General features: G+C 44.3%; 16 protein-coding genes. 5 read left to right on the plus strand and 11 right to left on the minus strand.

Annotation, left to right across the window (positions count from 1 at the left end):
- Positions 1–174: 174 nt before the first annotated feature.
- The 4 genes from CU633_RS19860 to CU633_RS23015 all read left to right on the plus strand — a co-directional run bounded on the left by CU633_RS19860 (position 175) and on the right by CU633_RS23015 (position 2,978).
- Entirely contained in the window at positions 175–714 is a 540-nt protein-coding gene (locus tag CU633_RS19860; protein ID WP_101662307.1) for a GNAT family N-acetyltransferase, read from the plus strand.
- A gap of 142 nt (positions 715–856) precedes the next feature.
- Positions 857–1,321, plus strand: a complete 465-nt coding sequence (locus CU633_RS19865) for a hypothetical protein (protein ID WP_101662293.1) — start codon at positions 857–859, stop codon at positions 1,319–1,321.
- Between the two features lie 596 nt (positions 1,322–1,917).
- Positions 1,918–2,595 carry a GNAT family N-acetyltransferase gene (locus CU633_RS19875; protein WP_101662294.1) on the plus strand — a complete coding sequence of 226 codons (678 nt, stop codon included), beginning with the start codon at positions 1,918–1,920 and terminating at the stop codon, positions 2,593–2,595.
- A gap of 233 nt (positions 2,596–2,828) precedes the next feature.
- Positions 2,829–2,978 (plus strand): hypothetical protein, encoded by a 150-nt coding sequence (locus CU633_RS23015; protein WP_180955045.1) that lies wholly within the window; start codon positions 2,829–2,831, stop codon positions 2,976–2,978.
- A 67-nt stretch (positions 2,979–3,045) separates the two neighbouring features.
- Here CU633_RS23015 and CU633_RS19880 read toward each other — a convergent pair whose 3' ends face one another.
- The 5 genes from CU633_RS19880 to CU633_RS19900 are packed head-to-tail and all read right to left on the minus strand — an operon-like array spanning position 3,046 to position 8,538.
- Positions 3,046–3,822, minus strand: a complete 777-nt coding sequence (locus CU633_RS19880; RefSeq protein WP_101662295.1) for an acetoin reductase — start codon at positions 3,820–3,822, stop codon at positions 3,046–3,048.
- Between the two features lie 27 nt (positions 3,823–3,849).
- Positions 3,850–5,235 carry a dihydrolipoyl dehydrogenase gene (gene lpdA / locus CU633_RS19885; RefSeq protein ID WP_101662296.1) on the minus strand — a complete coding sequence of 462 codons (1,386 nt, stop codon included), beginning with the start codon at positions 5,233–5,235 and terminating at the stop codon, positions 3,850–3,852.
- A gap of 15 nt (positions 5,236–5,250) precedes the next feature.
- Positions 5,251–6,465, minus strand: coding sequence for a dihydrolipoamide acetyltransferase family protein (locus CU633_RS19890; protein WP_101662297.1), 1,215 nt, complete (start codon positions 6,463–6,465; stop codon positions 5,251–5,253).
- A gap of 29 nt (positions 6,466–6,494) precedes the next feature.
- On the minus strand, positions 6,495–7,523 hold the full coding sequence (locus CU633_RS19895; protein WP_101662298.1) for an alpha-ketoacid dehydrogenase subunit beta: 1,029 nt from the start codon (positions 7,521–7,523) through the stop codon (positions 6,495–6,497).
- A gap of 22 nt (positions 7,524–7,545) precedes the next feature.
- Positions 7,546–8,538: a thiamine pyrophosphate-dependent dehydrogenase E1 component subunit alpha gene (locus CU633_RS19900; protein WP_101662299.1), complete on the minus strand. Its 993-nt coding sequence runs from the start codon at positions 8,536–8,538 to the stop codon at positions 7,546–7,548.
- A 329-nt stretch (positions 8,539–8,867) separates the two neighbouring features.
- Here CU633_RS19900 and CU633_RS19905 point away from each other — a divergent pair, with 329 nt between their 5' ends.
- Entirely contained in the window at positions 8,868–9,152 is a 285-nt protein-coding gene (locus CU633_RS19905; RefSeq protein ID WP_257959121.1) for a late competence development ComFB family protein, read from the plus strand.
- A 166-nt stretch (positions 9,153–9,318) separates the two neighbouring features.
- On the opposite strand, the gene cls is transcribed toward CU633_RS19905, so the two are convergent.
- From cls to CU633_RS19935, 6 genes are all read right to left on the minus strand, one after another.
- A complete protein-coding gene (gene cls / locus CU633_RS19910; protein WP_101662300.1) occupies positions 9,319–10,827 on the minus strand; it encodes a cardiolipin synthase in 1,509 nt (502 codons plus the stop codon).
- Positions 10,828–10,979: 152 nt separating this feature from the next.
- A complete protein-coding gene (gene pruA, locus CU633_RS19915) occupies positions 10,980–12,527 on the minus strand; it encodes an L-glutamate gamma-semialdehyde dehydrogenase (RefSeq protein ID WP_101662301.1) in 1,548 nt (515 codons plus the stop codon).
- A 184-nt stretch (positions 12,528–12,711) separates the two neighbouring features.
- The gene (locus CU633_RS19920; RefSeq protein WP_101662302.1) at positions 12,712–13,884 is read right to left on the minus strand and encodes a CamS family sex pheromone protein; all 1,173 of its coding nucleotides are present in this window, start codon (positions 13,882–13,884) and stop codon (positions 12,712–12,714) included.
- A gap of 14 nt (positions 13,885–13,898) precedes the next feature.
- Positions 13,899–15,905, minus strand: coding sequence for an NAD-dependent DNA ligase LigA (gene ligA / locus CU633_RS19925; protein ID WP_101662303.1), 2,007 nt, complete (start codon positions 15,903–15,905; stop codon positions 13,899–13,901).
- A gap of 92 nt (positions 15,906–15,997) precedes the next feature.
- The gene (gene pcrA, locus CU633_RS19930; RefSeq protein WP_101662304.1) at positions 15,998–18,205 is read right to left on the minus strand and encodes a DNA helicase PcrA; all 2,208 of its coding nucleotides are present in this window, start codon (positions 18,203–18,205) and stop codon (positions 15,998–16,000) included.
- Positions 18,206–18,279: 74 nt separating this feature from the next.
- Positions 18,280–18,966, minus strand: coding sequence for a heptaprenylglyceryl phosphate synthase (locus CU633_RS19935; RefSeq protein WP_101662305.1), 687 nt, complete (start codon positions 18,964–18,966; stop codon positions 18,280–18,282).
- Positions 18,967–19,213: the final 247 nt, after the last annotated feature.

A 19,213-nucleotide genomic window follows, 5' to 3' on the forward strand; every position in this document is an offset into this window, starting at 1 on the left:
ATTTATATAAACATTTTTACTTTCCTGTTTCTGTTCAGGCTGAGAGAGGCTTTACTTCATATAAGGAGTGTAAGCCTTTTTTATTTCAGGAACGGGGCAGGTTAGCAGTTGAAGAAGGACAAACTTGTTAAATACAGAATTATATCTATAAAGAAGAAAGGCAGGGGATTGCTTATGATTAACGGGGAGAACATTTATCTAAGACCGTTAAACCCAGATGATGCTAAAGCAAGCCTAAAATTACAAACGGATAATCGGAATTTCTTTGAAAGGTTTTCAATGATTCGTACGGATGATTTTTATACACTTGAAGCTCAAATAGAATTAATAAAAAGCCAAAACGAAAAGTTTAATAAAGACCTAGAGTATAATTTTGGAATCTTTAAAAATAATGATAAAACCTTAATTGGTACAATTAACCTTTTTCAAGTTCTTCGTGGTTCTCTGCAAAGTGCATTCATCGGTTATTTTTTAGATAAAAATCATAACGGAAATGGCTACACGACAGAAGCTGTTAAATTAATAGTTGATTATGGATTCGATAAGTTGAAATTACATCGAATAGAGGCTGGAGTAATGCCTCACAATATTGCGTCCACACGAGTTCTAGAGAAATCAGGCTTTCATAAAGAAGGAATAGCTAAGCAAAATGTAAAAATAAACGGAAAATGGGAGGATCATCAAGTACTGGCAATCATCAACCCTAAAGATTAAAGGAATTGATTAGACGTTACTAATAAAAGCAGTAAAAAGTAAGAGCAATTTAATTTTAAATTTGATCAATTGACAACCTTTAGGGGCAAAAATATAAATGATACATAGAATGTTATAGAATTTTTAAAAGTGGGTGAATGTATTGAACTATTATTATCCCTACCGGCAAGACTGGTCTTCTGTATTGGAGTATTTAAACTACAGTCTGAACGGCGAACAAATGGTTTGTTCAATGACGACGCAATTATTTCATATTCCTATCACTAAAAATCTGAAAGGAAATGCAGAAATGCATAATCATCTTGTTCCAGCCTCCTATCACCGTGTTACAGCATTAGGCTGCGCAAAACGATTGCAGAGTGGTGAATACCATGAATCCATTATTAAAGCTCTGGTTGCATGTGTTAATAATGGGTTAAAGCAAGACAAGGAAGTAACGAAATGGTTAAGGGTTATGAGGGAAAATGCTCCAAGTGAATATAAAGGGTTTATGGATTCTGTTATCAGCTGGCAGCAGCAAACAGAGCAAAGTTTAGCTTATACCCAGCAGCTGCTAAGGGGAATGGGATTTGATACTGAAACTGAAAACGGAGAGCCAGCTTACTAAATTAAATATTCTTATTGAGCTAAAGGGTGCAAGAGTTGAAAAGAGCAACGTCTAAAGTGTTGCTCTTTCAATGATTAAAAATATTTCTGGTAAAATTCTTTTCTAAGTCTACCGCTTATGCGGAAACCTTTCTGTTACAAAGACCGCTGGATCTTTATCTTCCCGACTATCAATGTAACGTTTAAGCCATATATCGTAACGAATATTAAAGTAAACCTCCCTTTCTTTATCTCTTTTCCCAGTTTTAAGATCGTACTCGATTCTGACAAATAATTTTTTAATTGCTCAGTTGTAAGTGAATCAAGCTTCACGTCACCAAAATAACGGACAAGTAAGTTTATCTAAAGTTGATATGCCTTCAATGGTTGTGGAAAAAATCCCTCAATACGTCTATCTGATTCATATGTTTCCCATGCTTTTGACAATAACACAATACATTCCTCCCATATCCCATAAAAGTGTTTATAAAAAGGAATTATTCCCAGTTTACTCGAAAATAAGAACTTAGATTGATCTTTTCAACGGGGCAGGTTAATACAACAAAAGACTAAAAAACGATGGCTAGATTGATGACGTTAAATTACGGAGGAATGTTTATGTTGTCTGATTTAGAATTGATGGAACAACATGTGAATGTGTTATTTAAACACGATACTGAAAACCGAGTGACAGTCGTGAATGAACCACCATACGATGTTGCACCAAGAATTTTCGTTGGTGGCACTAAATTGGGTAGTGTAGTAAGGTATTCAAATACGCTGGATGCGAGCCTTGTAGAACAGCTAGAACAAGTTATAGGGACAAATCCTGGTGCTCATCTATGGGAAGTAATCAAGGTTTTAAGCATAGACCGTCAGTTAAATAACTTATGGATTGGACCAGCGTATGTGTTTCCTGATGTAAGAGACAGGACTCGTACACAAGCCATACAAGTAACTCATGAAAACAAAGAACTTTTAAAGCCTTATTTTCCATATACATTTGAGGATTTTGAGTATAAGCAACCTTGTTTTGTAATAGTTGAAGATAACATTACTGTTTCGATTTGTTGCAGTGCAAGAAAGTCCACAAAGGCAGACGAAGCAAGTGTATTCACACATGAAGATTACCGTGGAAGAGGATACGGTATAGACGTGACAAATGCCTGGGCAGCAGAGGTACAAAAACAAGGACGAATTGCTCTATATAGCACTTCGTGGGACAATTTTGCATCCCAATCTGTGGCAAGGAAACTAAAATTGCTTCAGTATGGAACAGACATTCATATGAGTTAAAGTAACCGTAAGACGCAAGACTCCTTCTTCAGCTAAACAGGTGCTTTATTTCATTAAGAAGAAGGGCTTTTCTTGTACACTAAAAGGACCGATACTTAAAGAAAGATTATTTAAGCATTGTGTTGAAATATATAGGGAGGGTATCGGAGTGCTTAGGGAACTATGAAACCAAAAGTTATATTGCTTTTATAATTAGGTTGCAATAACTAGCATCTGCAAAGGAAGTCCAGAAAGTGACAGGATTTGAAGTTGGAAGTGTGCCTATGGTCGGTTTTGGTTTACCTTTTGTGATAGCAGATTCCCTAAAGGCAATCAGCATAACGGAAAAAATAATCCACCCCATGCTTTCCGGCTCAAGGGTGGATTATTTTTTGGGTTTTTAAATGACAGAACAGCAAGGATAAGGCTTGTAAACGTACAAGCGAACATTAAGTTTATTAGCCTATTTAACTATGAAAAAATGACTCCTCCATCGATGATAACGGACTGGCCAGTCATATAATCTGAATCCGGCGAGGCCAGAAAGGATACAAACTTAGCTACATCTTCTGGTGTTTCCGGCCTTCCAAGTGTGATTGATTGCGTAAACTGTTTAAATGCTTCTCCTTTTTCAAGATTCATATATTCACCGATTTTTTCATCAATAAGATCCCACATTTGCGTATCGACAATTCCCGGACAATAGGCATTAACCGTAATCCCGAATTGAGCTAATTCTTGAGCTGCTGCCTGTGTTAAGCCTCTGACTGCAAACTTGGTAGCTGAATATATCCCTAATAGGCTGAACCCTTTATAACTCGCAATGCTGGCAGCACTAATAATCTTCCCATGTTTTTGCTTTTTCATCTGTTCAGCAGCAGCCTGCAGACAATAAAGGACACCGTATACATTTATTTCAAATATTTGTTGAAGATCTTCATCTGTCACTTCCAGCAAAGGCTTAATTTGAGCGATTCCTGCATTTGAAACCATTACATCGAGCTGTCCAAAGTGTTTTACTACAGTTTGGACCATATCAAAAACTTGATCCCTTTTGCTAACGTCTGCTTGAATCGAGAAACTTTCCCGGCCTAATTCCTTGATTTCCTTCACAACAGTTTCAGCATTGTCCAAGTCAATGTCGTTAACCACGACATTAAAACCATCTTTGGCAAGCCTTAAGGCTATGGCACGGCCAATTCCCCGACCTGACCCGGTTACCAGCGCCGTTCTCTCATTTGACACCATCAGTATTCCTCCTTTTTTATATCTTCGTTACACATGCACAGGATGGCCAACAGCACTAAGCACGGCTTCATGTACCGCTTCGGATAAGGTCGGATGGGCGGCAATAAGATGCTCCAAAACATCTGTTGTTAATTCCGCGTGAAGCATAAGCGTCCCTTGGCCGATTAATTCTGTAGCATGAGGACCGACAATGGATAAACCAACAATCTCATGATATTGCGGTTCAACCAGCACTTTTACCTTGCCCATCCGTTCACCCGAAATAAGCGCTTTACCGTTTGCAGAGAAGGGAAATACCCCAATTTCAATATCGCCATACTGCTCCCTTGCCTGTTTTTCCGTCAGACCTACACTGGCTATTTCCGGGTGAGTATAAATACAGCGGGGCACAGCCCGGTAATTCGTTTTTGCATCTTGACCGCAGGCATTCAACGCTGCAACCGTCCCTTCGTGAAAAGCGGCATGAGCCAGCTGGATTCCTCCAATCACGTCGCCGCAGGCATATATGGAAGGGATATTGGTTTGCAGTTTTTCATCCACCACAATTCCCTGCTTTGTATAATCAACACCAATATTCTCCAAGCCTAAACCGTTTACTCTTGGTTTTCTTCCAATTGATACAAGTACGCAATCGGGCTGAAATTCATGGATGCCTTCATCATTATCATTCTCTGCCACAACCTTCTTTTTTTCTATATTGATATCCTTCACTGCAGTCGATGTATATATTGCTGCACCTTGACTCTCCAATTCTTTATGTAACACGGAAGAGATATCTTGATCTTCCCCGGGAAGGAGCTGTTCGGCTATCTCGATGATGGTAACCTTCGTTCCCATCCGGCTATAGATGCTTGCGAACTCGCATCCGATCACACCGCCTCCTATGATTAAAAGGGAAGAAGGAATGGATTCGGCATGCATCGCCTGACTGCTGTCGATAATCCACTCTCCATCAAACGGTGCAAACGGCAAGGAAATCGGTTCTGATCCCGAAGCAATAATAACCTGGTTCACTTCGATCTGTTCGCTTTTGTCAAAGTTCTCTATCCTTAATACAGAACTGTTTACAAACGAAGCCTTGCCCTTTATCACTTTTATTTTATTCTTCTTCATTAAGAATTGAATGCCTTGGACAAGTTGAGTAACAATTGCGTTTTTCCTCTGCTGTACTGTATTCCAATCGATCTCTATTGATTGGGATGGCAAACGGACACCAAATGATGCTGCATTTTTGACAAGCTGAAACGTATCAGCACTCTGCAATAAAGATTTCGTCGGCATACATCCTTCGTTTAAACAGGTGCCTCCCAATGGCCCCTGTTCGATCAGGATGACTTCTTTTCCCTGCCGGGCAGCAGTTATCGCCGCGACATACCCGGCAGGGCCTCCCCCTATTACCGTTATCGGCTTCAAAGGATCTTCCCCCTTCTATAAAAGCATCGTCATCGGCTCTTCTAAATAGCGTTTCAATGTTTGTAAAAATGCTGAAGCGGGAGCTCCATCAAGTACGCGATGATCAAAAGTTAAGCTCAGCGGCAAGATGCTTCTTCTTTTTAATTCGTCACCTATATAAACAGGCGTATCAGTGACGGAACCAACACCAAGAATACCTGTTTCCGGCGGATTTAAAATAGGGGTGAAGTGTTCAACACCGTATCCGCCAAGATTGCTTATTGTAAAAGTGGATCCCTGCATTTCCTCACTGGAAAGCCGCCCTTCTCTTGCTCTCCGGGCGAGCTCCTTGCTTGCCTTCGACAATTGCCGTATTGTGCATTTTTCGGCGTGCCGGATAACCGGAACCACCAGGCCCGTTTCCAATGCTACTGCAATCCCAAGATGAACCTCCTCAAAGAGATGAATTTTTTCATCAATATAGGCACTGTTCATTTGTGAATGTTCCTTTAACGAAAGGACGGCTGCCCGCGATAAAAAGTCTGTTAGTGTCAGCTTTTCTCCGCTGTTTTTTTGTATCGCTTCAGAGGCTTGCTTTTGCAGTTTGATAAGTTCTGTTACATCCGCCTTCATCGTAATCGTTAATTGCGCGCTGCTTTGTAAACTATCCTGCATACGCCTTGCGATCACTTTCCGGATTCCCGTGACGTCAACCTGCCGCGAATTTTCAGTGGATTGCTTTGCAGCTTCTTCATTTGTCGAAGCTTCCCGAGTACGGATGCTGTTGATGGCTTCCTGCATATCCTCCTTAGTTATTCTCCCACCGGGTCCTGTACCTGTGATCTTCTCAAGATCCAAATTGGCTGCTTCCGCCAATTTCCGTGCGACCGGTGAAATTTTCACTCTATCACGCGGACTGTCAACCGCTTTTGCTGGCTGTCCGTCATTTTTTTGAATCTGTTTATTCACGGTAGTTTCCTGGCCACTAACTTCATTGAAGATGATCTCTTCACCGGCGTTTCCGATATAACATATAACCGTACCAGGAGGGACACCTTCTCCCTCTGGTACAGCGATTTTTAGAATCGTGCCATCTGCCGGAGATTCAATATCCATTTCTATTTTTTCCGAGTTGATGCTCGCAATGGTTTCTCCGGCCCCAACCGGATCTCCGACTTCTTTATTCCATAGTGACACTGTGCCTTCCTTCATAGCCATTCCCAACTTCGGCATTACCACTTCTACAGCCATTCATGCGCTCTCCTTTCTGTCATAGACCCTTATACACCAAGAGGTTCTCCCAGTAGTTCAGATACCACTTTAATCACTTTCTCCGGTGTAGGTAGATAAATATCTTCCAAAGGCGGTGAAAATGGGACCGGAGTATGCGGTGCAGTTATCCTTTTGATTGGTGCATCAAGCGAATCAAAGCCTTTATCAGCGACCAGTGCGGCTATGTCAGTGGCGATGCTGCATCTCGGATTGGCCTCATCAATCACGATCAATCGATTCGTTTTCGCTACAGAGGAAAGGATTGTTTCCTCATCCAATGGCGACAGGCTTCTAGGGTCTACTATTTCGATTTCGATTCCTTTAGCGGCAATCTGCTCTGCTGCCTGTAGTGCCGTATACACTTGTTTGCCGACCGCCACAATGGTTAAGTCAGTGCCTTGGCGTTTCACTTCGCCTTTCCCGAGCGGAACTGTATAGTACCCTTCCGGCACTTGCCCCTTCGTGTTATACAGTGTTTTATCCTCAAAAAAGATAACAGGGTCGTTGTCCTCAATCGCTGCGAGTAATAAGCCTTTTGCGTCGTAAGGAGTTGACGGAACGACCACTTTCAGGCCCGGGATGCTGGTGAACAGAGCGTATAAGCTTTGTGAGTGCTGGGCGGCTGCCCGGAACCCGGCGCCGTGCATCGTCCGGATTGTAACCGGAACCTGCGCCTTTCCGCCAAACATATAACGGAACTTTGCTCCCTGGTTCATGACCTCATCCAGACAGCTCCCAATGAAATCATTAAACATTAACTCAGCAATCGGACGAAGACCGGTTGATGCGGCTGCCATCGCAGCACCCATATATCCCGCTTCCGCAATCGGCGTATCCAAAATCCGGTCACGCCCAAATTCCTGTACCAACCCTTTTGTGACGCCAAGAACACCTCCCCATGCTTCATCGTCCTGAAGATGGTCGACTTCCGCACCGCCGGCTACGTCCTCGCCCATCAGAATAACGTTTTCGTCCTTTCTCATTGCCAGCTTAATCGCTTCGTTTATCGCTTCTGACATACTGATTTCTCGTGCCATCCTTCATTCCTCCCTTTTATTTTTAATACGATACATAAACATCGGTTAATAAATCGGATGCATCCGGATATGGGCTTTCTTCACTAAACTTCACGGCCTTATCAATCGTTTTTGCAACAGCTTCCTCGAGCGCCTTCAGTTCATTTTCATCCAACAGCTGCTGATTGAGCAGGTATTGCCTGAATTGGATAATGGCATCTTTCTCTTGCATGTGCTCTTTCTTTTCTTGCGTTGTTTTATATTTCTGTGCATCTCCCTCAAAATGTCCGTAATTTCGGTAAGTAACACACTCGATCAATGAAGGGCCTTCGCCTCTCCGGGCTCTTTGAACCGCTTCTTCCGCGGCCTTATAAACAGCCATTACGTCTTTGCCATCGACCTGAACACCCGGAATATTGTAGCCAATCGCCCGGTCTTTAATGGCCTTGCAGCTTGATGCATAATTAAACGGGGTCGCCTCTGCATAGCCATTGTTTTCCGCGACGAAAACAACCGGCAGCTTCCATATCGCAGCAAGATTGATTCCTTCATGGAAAGTACCATGATTATTGGCTCCGTCGCCAAAAAAGCAAACGCTTACATTATTGGTCTTTTTGTATTTAGCCGTTAACGCAGCACCGCACGCAAGCGGAAACCCTCCTCCGACAATCCCGTTCGCCCCCAACATTCCTTTATCCAAATCGGCAATGTGCATGGAACCGCCTTTACCTTTGCAAAGGCCTGTTACCTTTCCATAGATTTCAGCCATCATCCCATTTAAATCGCATTCTTTCGCGATACAATGGCCATGGCCGCGATGGGTGCTTGTGATGCTGTCTTTTTCAGTCAGATGAGCGCAGACACCGACAGCCACAGCTTCCTCCCCGGCATAAAGGTGAACAAAGCCCGGAAGTATTCCCGTTGCAAACAGCTCATGCACCTTGTCTTCAAATTTGCGGATCTCAAGCATCTTTTTGTACATCCATTGTGCCTTCTCCTGAGACAAGACCGTTTCTTTGCTTTTCGTCGTTTCCATTTATAACCCTCCATTCGCAGATTTGATTTCACTATTTTTTAATGCAAATATCGTGCCAACACAGACTAGTGTAAAAGATAGGACATTCATATTTTTTAGGGACAAGAAAAAGAGACAAAATGAGACTGGCGTCTCGTTTTGTCTCTTTTTGTTTTCACGACGATTTAGACGGTTCGATTAAGCCGATAATTTGTTATAAGTAATAAAATCCAATTAAAAAACTCTACCCTTTTCAATAGCTGGGGGATTACAATAAGGTAATGAAACTATCCCATTATGACCATTAATGAATCATAAATGTTAACATCATCACAGGAAGAGGAAGATAAATGGACAAAGGTTTCGTCAATGTCATGGAGGAAATGGTTACAACCATTGTGAATGTGCTGATGCTTGGGCCTGAATACCAGACGTTTTGCAAATGCCAGAAGTGCCGCAACGATATTATTGCTTTGAGCTTAAATAATTTGCCGAATCATTATGTAACAACAGAAGCAGGAAGGAAACAGGTTTTCGAGCAGCTCAATACCCTGGAAAACCGGAAGTGGATCAATAAACGCATCATAAACGCCATTCATGTTGTCAGTAAATATCCGAAGCATGATGAGATGTGAAAGTTACAGACAGGATAGCAAAACGGGTAAGGGGCTCTTGTGTTACACATATAAATCCGCCCGACATACCGCATTAATTTTGCATAAAGCTGACCCCATACCCACGTCAAAAAACCCCATTCATATGGGGTTTTTTGACTGATTTTAATAAAGCAGTATATTTCCTTTATAACACTCCTGAAAACAGCCTCGCAAACGATTCTTTTGTTCTTTCTATATAGCCCCTCTTGTAATAAGCAACGGGACGGATCAGCTCGCTGTCTTCAATATCCTTCTCGTAATGGGCGATCAGGTCCCGGATTGAACTGGTGCCAAATAAAAACACATTCACTTCAAAATTCAAGTGGAAGCTGCGCATGTCCATATTCGCAGTCCCAATCGAAGCAAGGTTGCCATCAACAATGATAATTTTTTGATGCAAAAATCCTTTTTTATACGAATAAACTTCAACGCCGCATCTTAACAGTTCTGAAAAATAAGAGCGCGAAGCATATTGGGTCAGAAAGCTGTCATTAATTTCCGGCACCATCACCCGGACCTCCACACCCTTTACGGCAGCAACCCTGAGTGCGGTTCGAATTGCCTCATTCGGCACAAAATAAGGAGTGGCAATCCAGATTGACTTTGTCGCACTTGCGATCAGCGTGTAGAAAAAGTCACTCATGATCCCTTGCTGTGTATCAGGTCCGCTCGCCACCACCTGCACAGCTCCATCCAATTCTTCTTCCTCAATCGGCTTCGGTTGAGGCCGTTTTTTCAGAACACTTTCTCCGCTGACATACTCCCAATCCAATAAAAAAATCGTATGGAGAGTATAAACGGCGTCTCCCTCCAGCATTAAATGGGTATCCCTCCAGAATCCAATGCTGTCATCTTCACCGAGATATTCCACACCGACATTCAATCCGCCGACAAAGCCAAATTCGCCATCGATCACGACAATTTTCCGATGGTTGCGAAAGTTAAATTTTTGATTAAAAAATCCATATTTTAATGGAGAGAAGGGAAAAGCTTTAATTCCAGCGCTTTTCATTCTGGCAATATCCTCGCCGGACAGGCTCATACTGCCTGCTGCGTCAAAGATAAACAAAACTTCTATCCCTTCCCTGGCTTTTTCTATCAAGATATCGATGATTTCCTTCCCAAGCCGGTCAGACCGGAAAATATAGTATTCGATATGGATATATTTTTTGGCAGCTCTTAGTTTTCTCTTCATCTCCGAAAAAGTTTCCTGGCCATTTTTCAGCACGGTTGTCTGCGAGGCCGTACTAATGGACGTCAGCGACGCTCTGCTCGCATATTTGGCGAAGGCTTGCTGATTGTCCTGCAAAAACGCTAAACTGGGCGCTTTCTCTTTATTCAACAGCTTTAGCCACTCTTCCCTGTCTTTACTCCGCTTATTTTTAAACAAATAACCTTTTAAATATAGCTGTCCTGAATATAAATAAAAGAAATACCCCAACAGGGGGAAGAAGACGAGAACATACATCCACAGCAGCGTATGAGGGGCAGACCGGTTTTCAAGCATTAAAGAGTAGGCACTGATCAAAATGATCACGCCGTATATGATGGCAAAAATAAGCTTTATAAATGATGAGAAGCCACTAAACATCATAATATATAAAGCGGCTGCCAAAATAATCACAAAAAGAAATTCTATTCTCCGTTTAATCATTTGACCATTCTCCACCAAGTCTATTTACCTGCAATATACCCATCAACTCAGCCTGGAGAAACATCGGGCTCTGCTTCTGGAAAAGCAAGACTCTTCACGGAGCTTATTTTTTCAAAAAAAGACCCCTTCCCGGAAAAGAAGGGGGTTGAAATTTAGTACATTTCAGAAGTAGTCTTTGCTTGCATGTGGAGCAGCAAGTAGTCGGGACCGCCTGCTTTAGAGTCGGTACCGGACATGTTGAAGCCTCCGAACGGCTGGTAACCGACAATCGCGCCTGTACAGCCGCGGTTGAAGTACAGGTTTCCAACATGGAAATCCTCACGGGCTTGCTCGATATGTTCGCGGTTCCTGGTGATGACAGCACCGGTTAAGCCATATTCGGTGTTGTTGGCAATCTCAAGGGCATGGTCGAAGTCCTTTGCTTTTGAGAAGCCGATAACCGGTCCGAAGATTTCCTCCTGCATGATCCGCGATTTCGGAGCAAGATCAGCAAAAATCGTCGGCTTGATAAAGAATCCTTTCGAATTGTCTCCTTCACCGCCAGTCATCAATTTGCCTTCCTGTTTGCCAATTTCAATATAGCTCATGATTTTATCAAAGGCAGCCTGGTCAATAACCGGTCCCATATAGTTGTTCTGATCTTCGGGATTGCCGACCGTTAATTCTTTTGTTAATTCAACGGCACGGTTTAATACCTCGTCATAGACATCTTCCACGACAACTGCGCGCGAGCCTGCCGAACATTTTTGGCCGGAGAAGCCAAACGCGGAGGAAACGATCGCTTGTGCCGCCAATTCGAGGTCTGCATCACTGTCGACGACAATCGTATCTTTGCCGCCCATTTCAGCGATTACCCGCTTCAGCCAAATCTGGCCTTCGTTCAGCTTGGAGGCACGTTCAAAAATGCGGAGCCCAACGTCACGGGAACCTGTAAATGAAATAAAACGGGTGTCTTTATGGTCTACCAAATAGTCGCCCACTTCTGCACCGCTGCCCGGAACAAAGTTTAGCACGCCTTTTGGAAGTCCCGCTTCTTCCATCACTTCGACAAATTTAGCTGCGACAACCGGAGTAGCTGATGCAGGTTTTAACAGCACGGTGTTGCCGGAAACAATTGCCGCGACAGTTGTACCGGCCATGATCGCCAGCGGAAAATTCCATGGTGAAATAATGATTCCCACACCAAGCGGAATGTAATCATAACGGTTAAATTCGTTTGGCCGGCTCTGCACCGGCACTCCATTCTTAAGCTTTAAGGCTTGACGGCCGTAAAACTCCAAAAAGTCAATTGCTTCTGCCGTATCGGCATCCGCTTCGCGCCATGGTTTGCCAGCTTCCTTCGTTAACAGGGCAGAAAACTCATGCTTGCGGCGGCGGATAATCGCTGCTGCTTTAAATAATACATCGGCGCGTGTTTCCGCCTTTACTTTTTTCCATGTCTTAAATGCTTCGACGGCCGCCTGCATGGCCTTCTCGGCAAGATCGCGGTTCGCTTTGGAAACGCGCCCGATCACTTCCTCTTTATTTGCTGGATTGTATGAAACAATTTTGTCCTCAGTGGAGATACGCTCTCCGCCAATCAATAAATCGTAATTCTGGCCCAAATATTGTTCGACTGTTTTCAGTCCTTGTAAGTACGCGTTGCGATTGTCTTCATTGGAAAAATCAGTGAATGGCTCGTGTTTATATGGTTGTACCATGTTACCGCCTCCTATGTAGAAACATTTACACACACTTTTAATTTTAACATGCTTCTCTTCCTATCATCAATTTCCAATTGATAAAGATTCACTCTTTTACACTAAAATAAAGCCTCCGGGATGCACGTTTGGCTTTCCGAAGGCTTAATCTTTTTATATCATCGGCCCAGCGGGCACAATTTTATTATTCGTAAATATGGACAAAAGGTTCATCCTGTTCCGCTTTGCGGACGATCAATGCTTCCGGGCCATTTACCGATGTGATGCTCACCTGGACAGAAATGTAGTTCGGGAAGTGTTCCATCACTTTTCCCGTCACATACTGGGTAAATCCAATCCCTTCTGCCTTGCCGTAAAATTGGATCGGGATATCGATTGTTAACTCCTGAAGCTGGCCTCCAGCGTAAAATCCCTCGCCGATTACACCATTGAAATTAGGGAAAAATTCTTCTACATCCTGTTTAAAGTTCTGAAAGGAAGTGAAGTCCTCCCGGTGGTTCACTTCGGCATCTTTTGAGGGAAATAATACATAATCTTCGCTGACTTCCTCCCAGCCGCCGATACTGGAACTGCCACTGGCCACATTCGTATAAGCAAAGAAGTTCCCCGGAACGACCGATGAGCGCGCTTCCTGTTCAAATAAAGCAATGGTGATCGGGACTTCCTTCAGCTCATCAATCCCTCTCAATCTCTTAATCACTTCTTCAGCGATTTTTTTGCCTTCCCTGTCGAGTTCATTGTGGGTGATATCCTCTTCAAAGGTGGCGCCAAATTGCTCTCGTTGATAATAATGGACGGAATTCAGCGCCAGGCCGATCACAACGCCGCCCAAACTGAATGCGTCGCTATTATCCTGCTTAATATAATAATTATGTTCTAAAATATGGGCCAAATAGATCGGGCTTTTTGCGTTCCGCTCTTCAATCGTGCCCTGCTCGTCATCAACCGGATTTAAACCGAGATTTTTCGATTCATCCAGACCCTTTGCTTGCAGCTGCGCAGGCGTTAGTTTTCGGTTCAGCCATGCTGTAACCTGTTCCTTTTTTAAAAACTGGCCTTCCTGAAAAACGTATTTGTTCGGATCAAAGGCGTTTTGGGCAAGCCTCATCAACCCTGTTTCAAACTCATTTATATCGTAACGAGTATTTAGATTATTCACGACTAAACCGCGGGATTCCCCAGGCTCGAACGGCGTTATCATCCGATAATATTCATCCGATATTTTATATTTCGGGATAATTGCCTTCTCTTTTTTTTCATCCGTTTCGTGAACGACTTCCTCTTGCTGTTGAAAATTCGGGGCACAGGCTGTCAGCAGCAAAACAAGAGACAGAGCGGCCATTGAAAGTTTTTTCACAGCATTCCCACCTCTTACTTATTTAATTCTTCAATCAGTTTCTCCTCATCCCATACCGTAATGCCCAGTTCTTGTGCTTTCGCAAGCTTGGACCCGGCATCTTCACCGGCAATAACCAGGTCGGTCTTCTTACTGACGCTCCCGGCAACATTGCCTCCAAGCGCTTCAATCTTCTCTTTTGCTTCGTTCCTTGAAAGCTGCTCAAGCTTGCCGGTAAGCACAATCGTTTTTCCGGCAAAAACAGAATCAGACTGTGACGCTGCGACCGGTTTTGGACCTGTGTAAACGAGGTTGACGCCGGCTTCCTTCAATTCGTTGATTAATTCGCGCACCTCTTCCAGCTCGAAATAGGTAACGACCGCATCCGCCATTTTTTCACCGATCTCGTTAATCGCTGTCAATTCCTCACGGCTGGCTGCGGCAAGCCTGTCTAACGTTTCAAACTCCTGTGCGAGCGTTTTTGCCGCTTTTGAGCCGACATGGCGGATGCCAAGACCGAAGAGCAGCCGTTCAAGCGAATTCCGCTTCGAAGCTTCAATCGCGTTCAGAAGATTGTCGACGGATTTCTCGCCCATCCGCTCCAGTTCAAGAAGCTGATCTCTCGTCAGCTTATATAAATCAGCTACATCGTGAATCAATTCTTCTGAAAACAGTTGACTGACAACACGCTCACCGAGCCCGTCAATATTCATGGCGTTGCGGGAAACAAAATGGATCAGTCCTTCGCGAATTTGCGCAGGGCATTTCGGATTGATACAGCGCAATGCCACTTCGCCATCAAGGCGGACCAGTTCGCTGTTGCACTCAGGACAGTTGTCCGGCATTTTGAAGTCCTGCTCCTCGCCGGTCCGGCGGTCAGCCAGCACATTGACAACCTCGGGAATGATATCTCCGGCTTTTTTAACGACAACATGGTCGCCGATTTTAATATCCTTTTCCCTGATCAAATCTTCATTATGGAGCGTAGCCCTTTGCACAGTCGTCCCTGCTACTCTGACAGGCTCGAGAATCGCGGTCGGGGTAATCACTCCGGTCCGGCCGACCCGCAAATCAATCCGTTTTAAGACCGTGACCACCTCTTCGGCAGGAAATTTGTAGGCAATTGCCCAGCGCGGACTTTTCGCTGTTGTTCCCAGCCGTTCCTGCTGTTCGAGTGAATCTACTTTGATGACAATTCCATCAATATCATACGGAAGGTTGGGGCGCCGTTCGACCCAGCCCTCAACAAACTGGATGACTTCATCGATGTTCGCACAACGTTTCCGTTCTTTATTGGTTTTAAAGCCAAGCCTATCCAATAGATCGAGGCCTTCACTGTGCGAAACGACGCCCGTTTCCCCAACATCGGCAATCCCGTATACGAAGATATCCAAATTTCGCGATCCCGCAATCCGTGGATCGAGTTGCCGAAGCGAACCGGCAGCAGCATTTCTCGGATTGGCAAACAATTCTTCGCCTCGTTCTTCTCTGGCCCGGTTCAACGCTTCAAATGACTTTTTCGGCATAAACACTTCACCGCGGACTTCAAGGGTTGCAGGTTCATTCAACCTTAACGGAATGGATCGGACCGTGCGTAAATTAGCTGTAATATCCTCTCCGGTCGTACCGTCGCCACGGGTAGCCCCGCGAATGAACAAGCCGTCTTCGTAGAGGAGCGAAACAGCCAGCCCGTCGATTTTCAGCTCGCAAACATACGCGACCTCTTCGCCGGCAATCTGGCGGACCCTCCGGTCAAAATCGCGTAAATCCTGTTCATTGAAAGCATTGCCGAGACTGAGCATCTGTGTGCGGTGCTGCACTTTTTCAAACATATCAAGGACCGCACCGCCGACCCGCTGCGAAGGCGAATCAGCTGTTTTTAGCTCTGGAAACTCGGTCTCGAGTTCGACCAATTCACGGAGCAGCTGGTCATACTCCGCGTCCGGTACTGACGGCTGGTCAAGTACATGGTATTCATAATTGTATTGATTTAAAAGATTTTGCAACTCTTTTACGCGGGATTCCGCTTTTTCAAGGTCCATAAATCCAGCCCTTTCATTGATTTGGTGATTTCCCTCGGTCCCGGTTGGCACCTAATGGCGCAAGCACAACTGTTTCGTTCATCCGGCTTCCGTTATCCTTTTTTAATTGGGGCGAATTTTGCCAGTAACCGTTTAATGCCAATCGGGCTTGGGAATGCTATGTCGAGCTCGGTACTCTCCCCTTCGCCCTTCACGCTGACAACGGTTCCGGTTCCCCATTTGCCATGTTCCGCTTTATCTCCAACCTTCCAATCCGCCTGTTCGCCGCCTGTCGAAGTGGTGACCGGGCGCATGACCGGCTGTCTGAACGGCTGTCTTGAAGGTGAAGCAAACGGTGATCCAATTTTTGCTTCCGGCTGGACGCCTTCAAGCAGATCGGCCGGAATTTCTTTTATAAACCGGGAAGGCGGGTTCATATTTGTCCGCCCAAAAAGAGTGCGCATTTGCGCATTGGTTAAAAATAATTCCTGTTCTGCTCTTGTAATTCCTACGTAAGCGAGACGGCGTTCCTCTTCCATTTCAGCCTCTTCCATCAAAGACCGGCTATGCGGAAAGACACCTTCCTCCATGCCGATTAAGAAAACAACCGGGAATTCCAGCCCTTTTGCAGAATGAAGAGTCATCAGCACAACCGCATCTGCTTTTTTTCCGTCATCGTCAAGCCGGTCAATGTCGGCGACGAGCGCGAGGTCAGTTAAAAAAGCAACCAGGCTTTTGTCTTCATTCGTTTCTTCAAAGTTTTTCGTAACAGACATAAATTCATCGAGGTTTTCAAGGCGGCTTTGTGCTTCGATCGATTTCTCAAGCTGAAGCATTTCGCGATAACCTGATTTCTCAAGAATCTCTTCTACCAGCTCGGTAACAGACAAATACTCCTGTTGGCGTGTGTAGTTTTGGATTAAATCGCGAAATTCGGCTGCAGCCTTGGTAATTTTCGGGCTTAAGCCAATCAAGTCCACTGCTTCAAGTGCCTGATACATCGACATATCATGCATCGCTGCAAACTCGGCAATTTTATCCAGTGAGGTGCCACCGATCCCTCTTTTTGGAACGTTGATGACGCGCTGGAGGCTGATGTCGTCATCAGGATTGGCGATCAGGCGCAGGTAGGCAAGCATGTCCTTAATTTCTTTGCGGTCATAGAACTTGATTCCGCCAACGATTGAATAGTCAATCGTCGATTTTAAAAGCACTTCCTCCATGACACGGGATTGGGCATTAGTCCGGTATAAAATTGCAATTTCAGAAGGCTTGCGTTTCCCGCTGTCAATCATCTCTTTAATTTTTCCGGCAACAAATTGCGCTTCTCCCTGTTCACTGTCTGCCCGAAAATAGTAAATTTTATTTCCTTCATCATTTTCCGTCCATAAATTTTTCGGCTTGCGGTTCACGTTTTTTGCAATGACTTCGTTCGCAGCCGACAGAATTTTTTTAGTCGAACGATAGTTTTGCTCGAGCAAAATCACTTTGGCGTCCGGATAGTCTTTTTCGAAGGAAAGAATATTGGCAATGTCCGCTCCGCGCCAACGGTAAATCGACTGGTCGGAATCACCGACACAGCATATATTTTTAAACCGGTCAGCCAAAAGCTTTACCAATGTATATTGTGCTTTATTTGTATCTTGATACTCATCGACATGGATATACTGGAATTTACGCTGATAATATTCCAAAACCTCAGGTACCCGCTTAAACAGGAGGATGGTTTTCATAATCAAGTCATCAAAATCGAGGGCCTGATTTTTCCGCAGCCGTCTTTGGTATTCTTCATAAACATCGCTTACAACCTGCTCATAAAAGCCTCCCGCTGTATTGGAATACTGTTCGGAATCAATCAGTTCGTTTTTCGCACTGCTGATCGAGCCTAAAATCGCACGCGGGTCAAATTTCTTCGGATCGAGATTTTTATCCTTTAAAATCCCTTTAATCACCGATAGCTGATCGGTTGTATCGAGAATCGTAAAATTGCGGTTAAATCCGATCCGGTCGATATCGCGGCGCAAAATCCGCACACACATTGAGTGGAACGTCGAAATCCAGATTTCCTCCGCTGCCCCGCCCATCATGTTTGATATACGGTCCCTCATCTCTCGCGCCGCTTTATTGGTAAAGGTTATCGCGAGAATATTGTAGGGATTCACCCCTTTTTCAACCATTAAATAAGCTATGCGGTGGGTTAACACCCGGGTTTTTCCACTGCCGGCTCCTGCCATGATCAAAAGCGGGCCACTCGTTGCTTTTACAGCATTTTGCTGCTGTGGATTTAATCCAGCTAATAATTTATCAGTTAAAAATTGCATTTTTGCTCACCACCAAACAAACGTTTGTTCTTATTTTACCTTATTTATTATGAAAGAGAAAGCAGGTTTTGCTTTCACCCTTTAACAGCTTTTACAGTTTCCAGTGCTTCGTCAAGATTGTTATAAATGACATTGCCTACGACAATCACATCGGCATGCGCGCCCATTTCCGCGGCTTGCTCGGCTGTCTCAATTCCGCCGCCATAAAACAGGGTTGTGTGTTCAAGCGTATTTCGCACTTTTGCCGTTAATTGAGGATCGCCGTATGACCCGCTATATTCAAGATAGAAAATCGGCAGCCGGAACATTTTCTCCGCCATCATTGCATAGGCGACAACATCATCGTTCGATAGACCCGTGTTTGCTTTTGTCTGCTTCGCCGCTTTGCATTCTGGATTTAAAATGCAATAGCCTTCGACGATGATCTCTTCCCAATTCATGATTTCCCCGTACTCCTTTACAGCCTGATGGTGGAGTTCGGTTATCCATTTAGGGTCGCGGCTATTTAAAACGGTCGGAATAAAGTATAGGTCGAATCCTGGCGTGACTGAATCGATCGTTGATACTTCCAATATGCAAGGAACCGTGTAGCGGCGGATTTTTGCCATCAGGTCAAGGACATTTTCAAGCGTGACGCCATCAGTCCCCCCGACAATGATTGCATCCGTTCCCGATTCGCAAATTTTTTCAAGCGCTTCATCCGTAATCTCTTTATTTGGATCGAGTTTAAACACATGGCGCCACTCGCGGATCTCATACATCTCAGGTTGCCTCCATTCTATCTTCCATTCCATTACACCATTATAGCATTTGTTACAGGCTTGCAAAACGAAAAGCCGAACAGAGAAGAAAGTTAAATAGTGGGTATAATCCTATGAAGGTATAAGCGCTTCCTTCATGCTTGTTATGGAGTGATTTCGGTTAACTTCTAAGGGATTTTAAACAATAAGAAAAACCGGGCGAAAACCATGCCCGGTCCTTTTTTGTTTAGAGGAAATCCGGTAGTTT

Source organism: Bacillus sp. V3-13, assembly GCF_002860165.1.
In the GTDB taxonomy this organism is placed as follows: domain Bacteria; phylum Bacillota; class Bacilli; order Bacillales; family Cytobacillaceae; genus Bacillus_BJ.

What these genes read in the sequence shown, in the direction of transcription:
- CU633_RS19860 (WP_101662307.1), top strand. Translation starts at nt 175, where the DNA reads ATGATTAACGGGGAGAACATTTATCTAAGACCGTTAAACCCAGATGAT.
- CU633_RS19875 (WP_101662294.1), top strand. Translation starts at nt 1,918, where the DNA reads ATGTTGTCTGATTTAGAATTGATGGAACAACATGTGAATGTGTTATTT.
- CU633_RS19880 (WP_101662295.1), bottom strand. Translation starts at nt 3,822, where the DNA reads ATGGTGTCAAATGAGAGAACGGCGCTGGTAACCGGGTCAGGTCGGGGA.
- CU633_RS19890 (WP_101662297.1), bottom strand. Translation starts at nt 6,465, where the DNA reads ATGGCTGTAGAAGTGGTAATGCCGAAGTTGGGAATGGCTATGAAGGAA.
- CU633_RS19895 (WP_101662298.1), bottom strand. Translation starts at nt 7,523, where the DNA reads ATGGCACGAGAAATCAGTATGTCAGAAGCGATAAACGAAGCGATTAAG.
- CU633_RS19900 (WP_101662299.1), bottom strand. Translation starts at nt 8,538, where the DNA reads ATGGAAACGACGAAAAGCAAAGAAACGGTCTTGTCTCAGGAGAAGGCA.
- CU633_RS19905 (WP_257959121.1), top strand. Translation starts at nt 8,868, where the DNA reads ATGGACAAAGGTTTCGTCAATGTCATGGAGGAAATGGTTACAACCATT.
- cls (WP_101662300.1), bottom strand. Translation starts at nt 10,827, where the DNA reads ATGATTAAACGGAGAATAGAATTTCTTTTTGTGATTATTTTGGCAGCC.
- pruA (WP_101662301.1), bottom strand. Translation starts at nt 12,527, where the DNA reads ATGGTACAACCATATAAACACGAGCCATTCACTGATTTTTCCAATGAA.
- ligA (WP_101662303.1), bottom strand. Translation starts at nt 15,905, where the DNA reads ATGGACCTTGAAAAAGCGGAATCCCGCGTAAAAGAGTTGCAAAATCTT.
- pcrA (WP_101662304.1), bottom strand. Translation starts at nt 18,205, where the DNA reads ATGCAATTTTTAACTGATAAATTATTAGCTGGATTAAATCCACAGCAG.
- CU633_RS19935 (WP_101662305.1), bottom strand. Translation starts at nt 18,966, where the DNA reads ATGTATGAGATCCGCGAGTGGCGCCATGTGTTTAAACTCGATCCAAAT.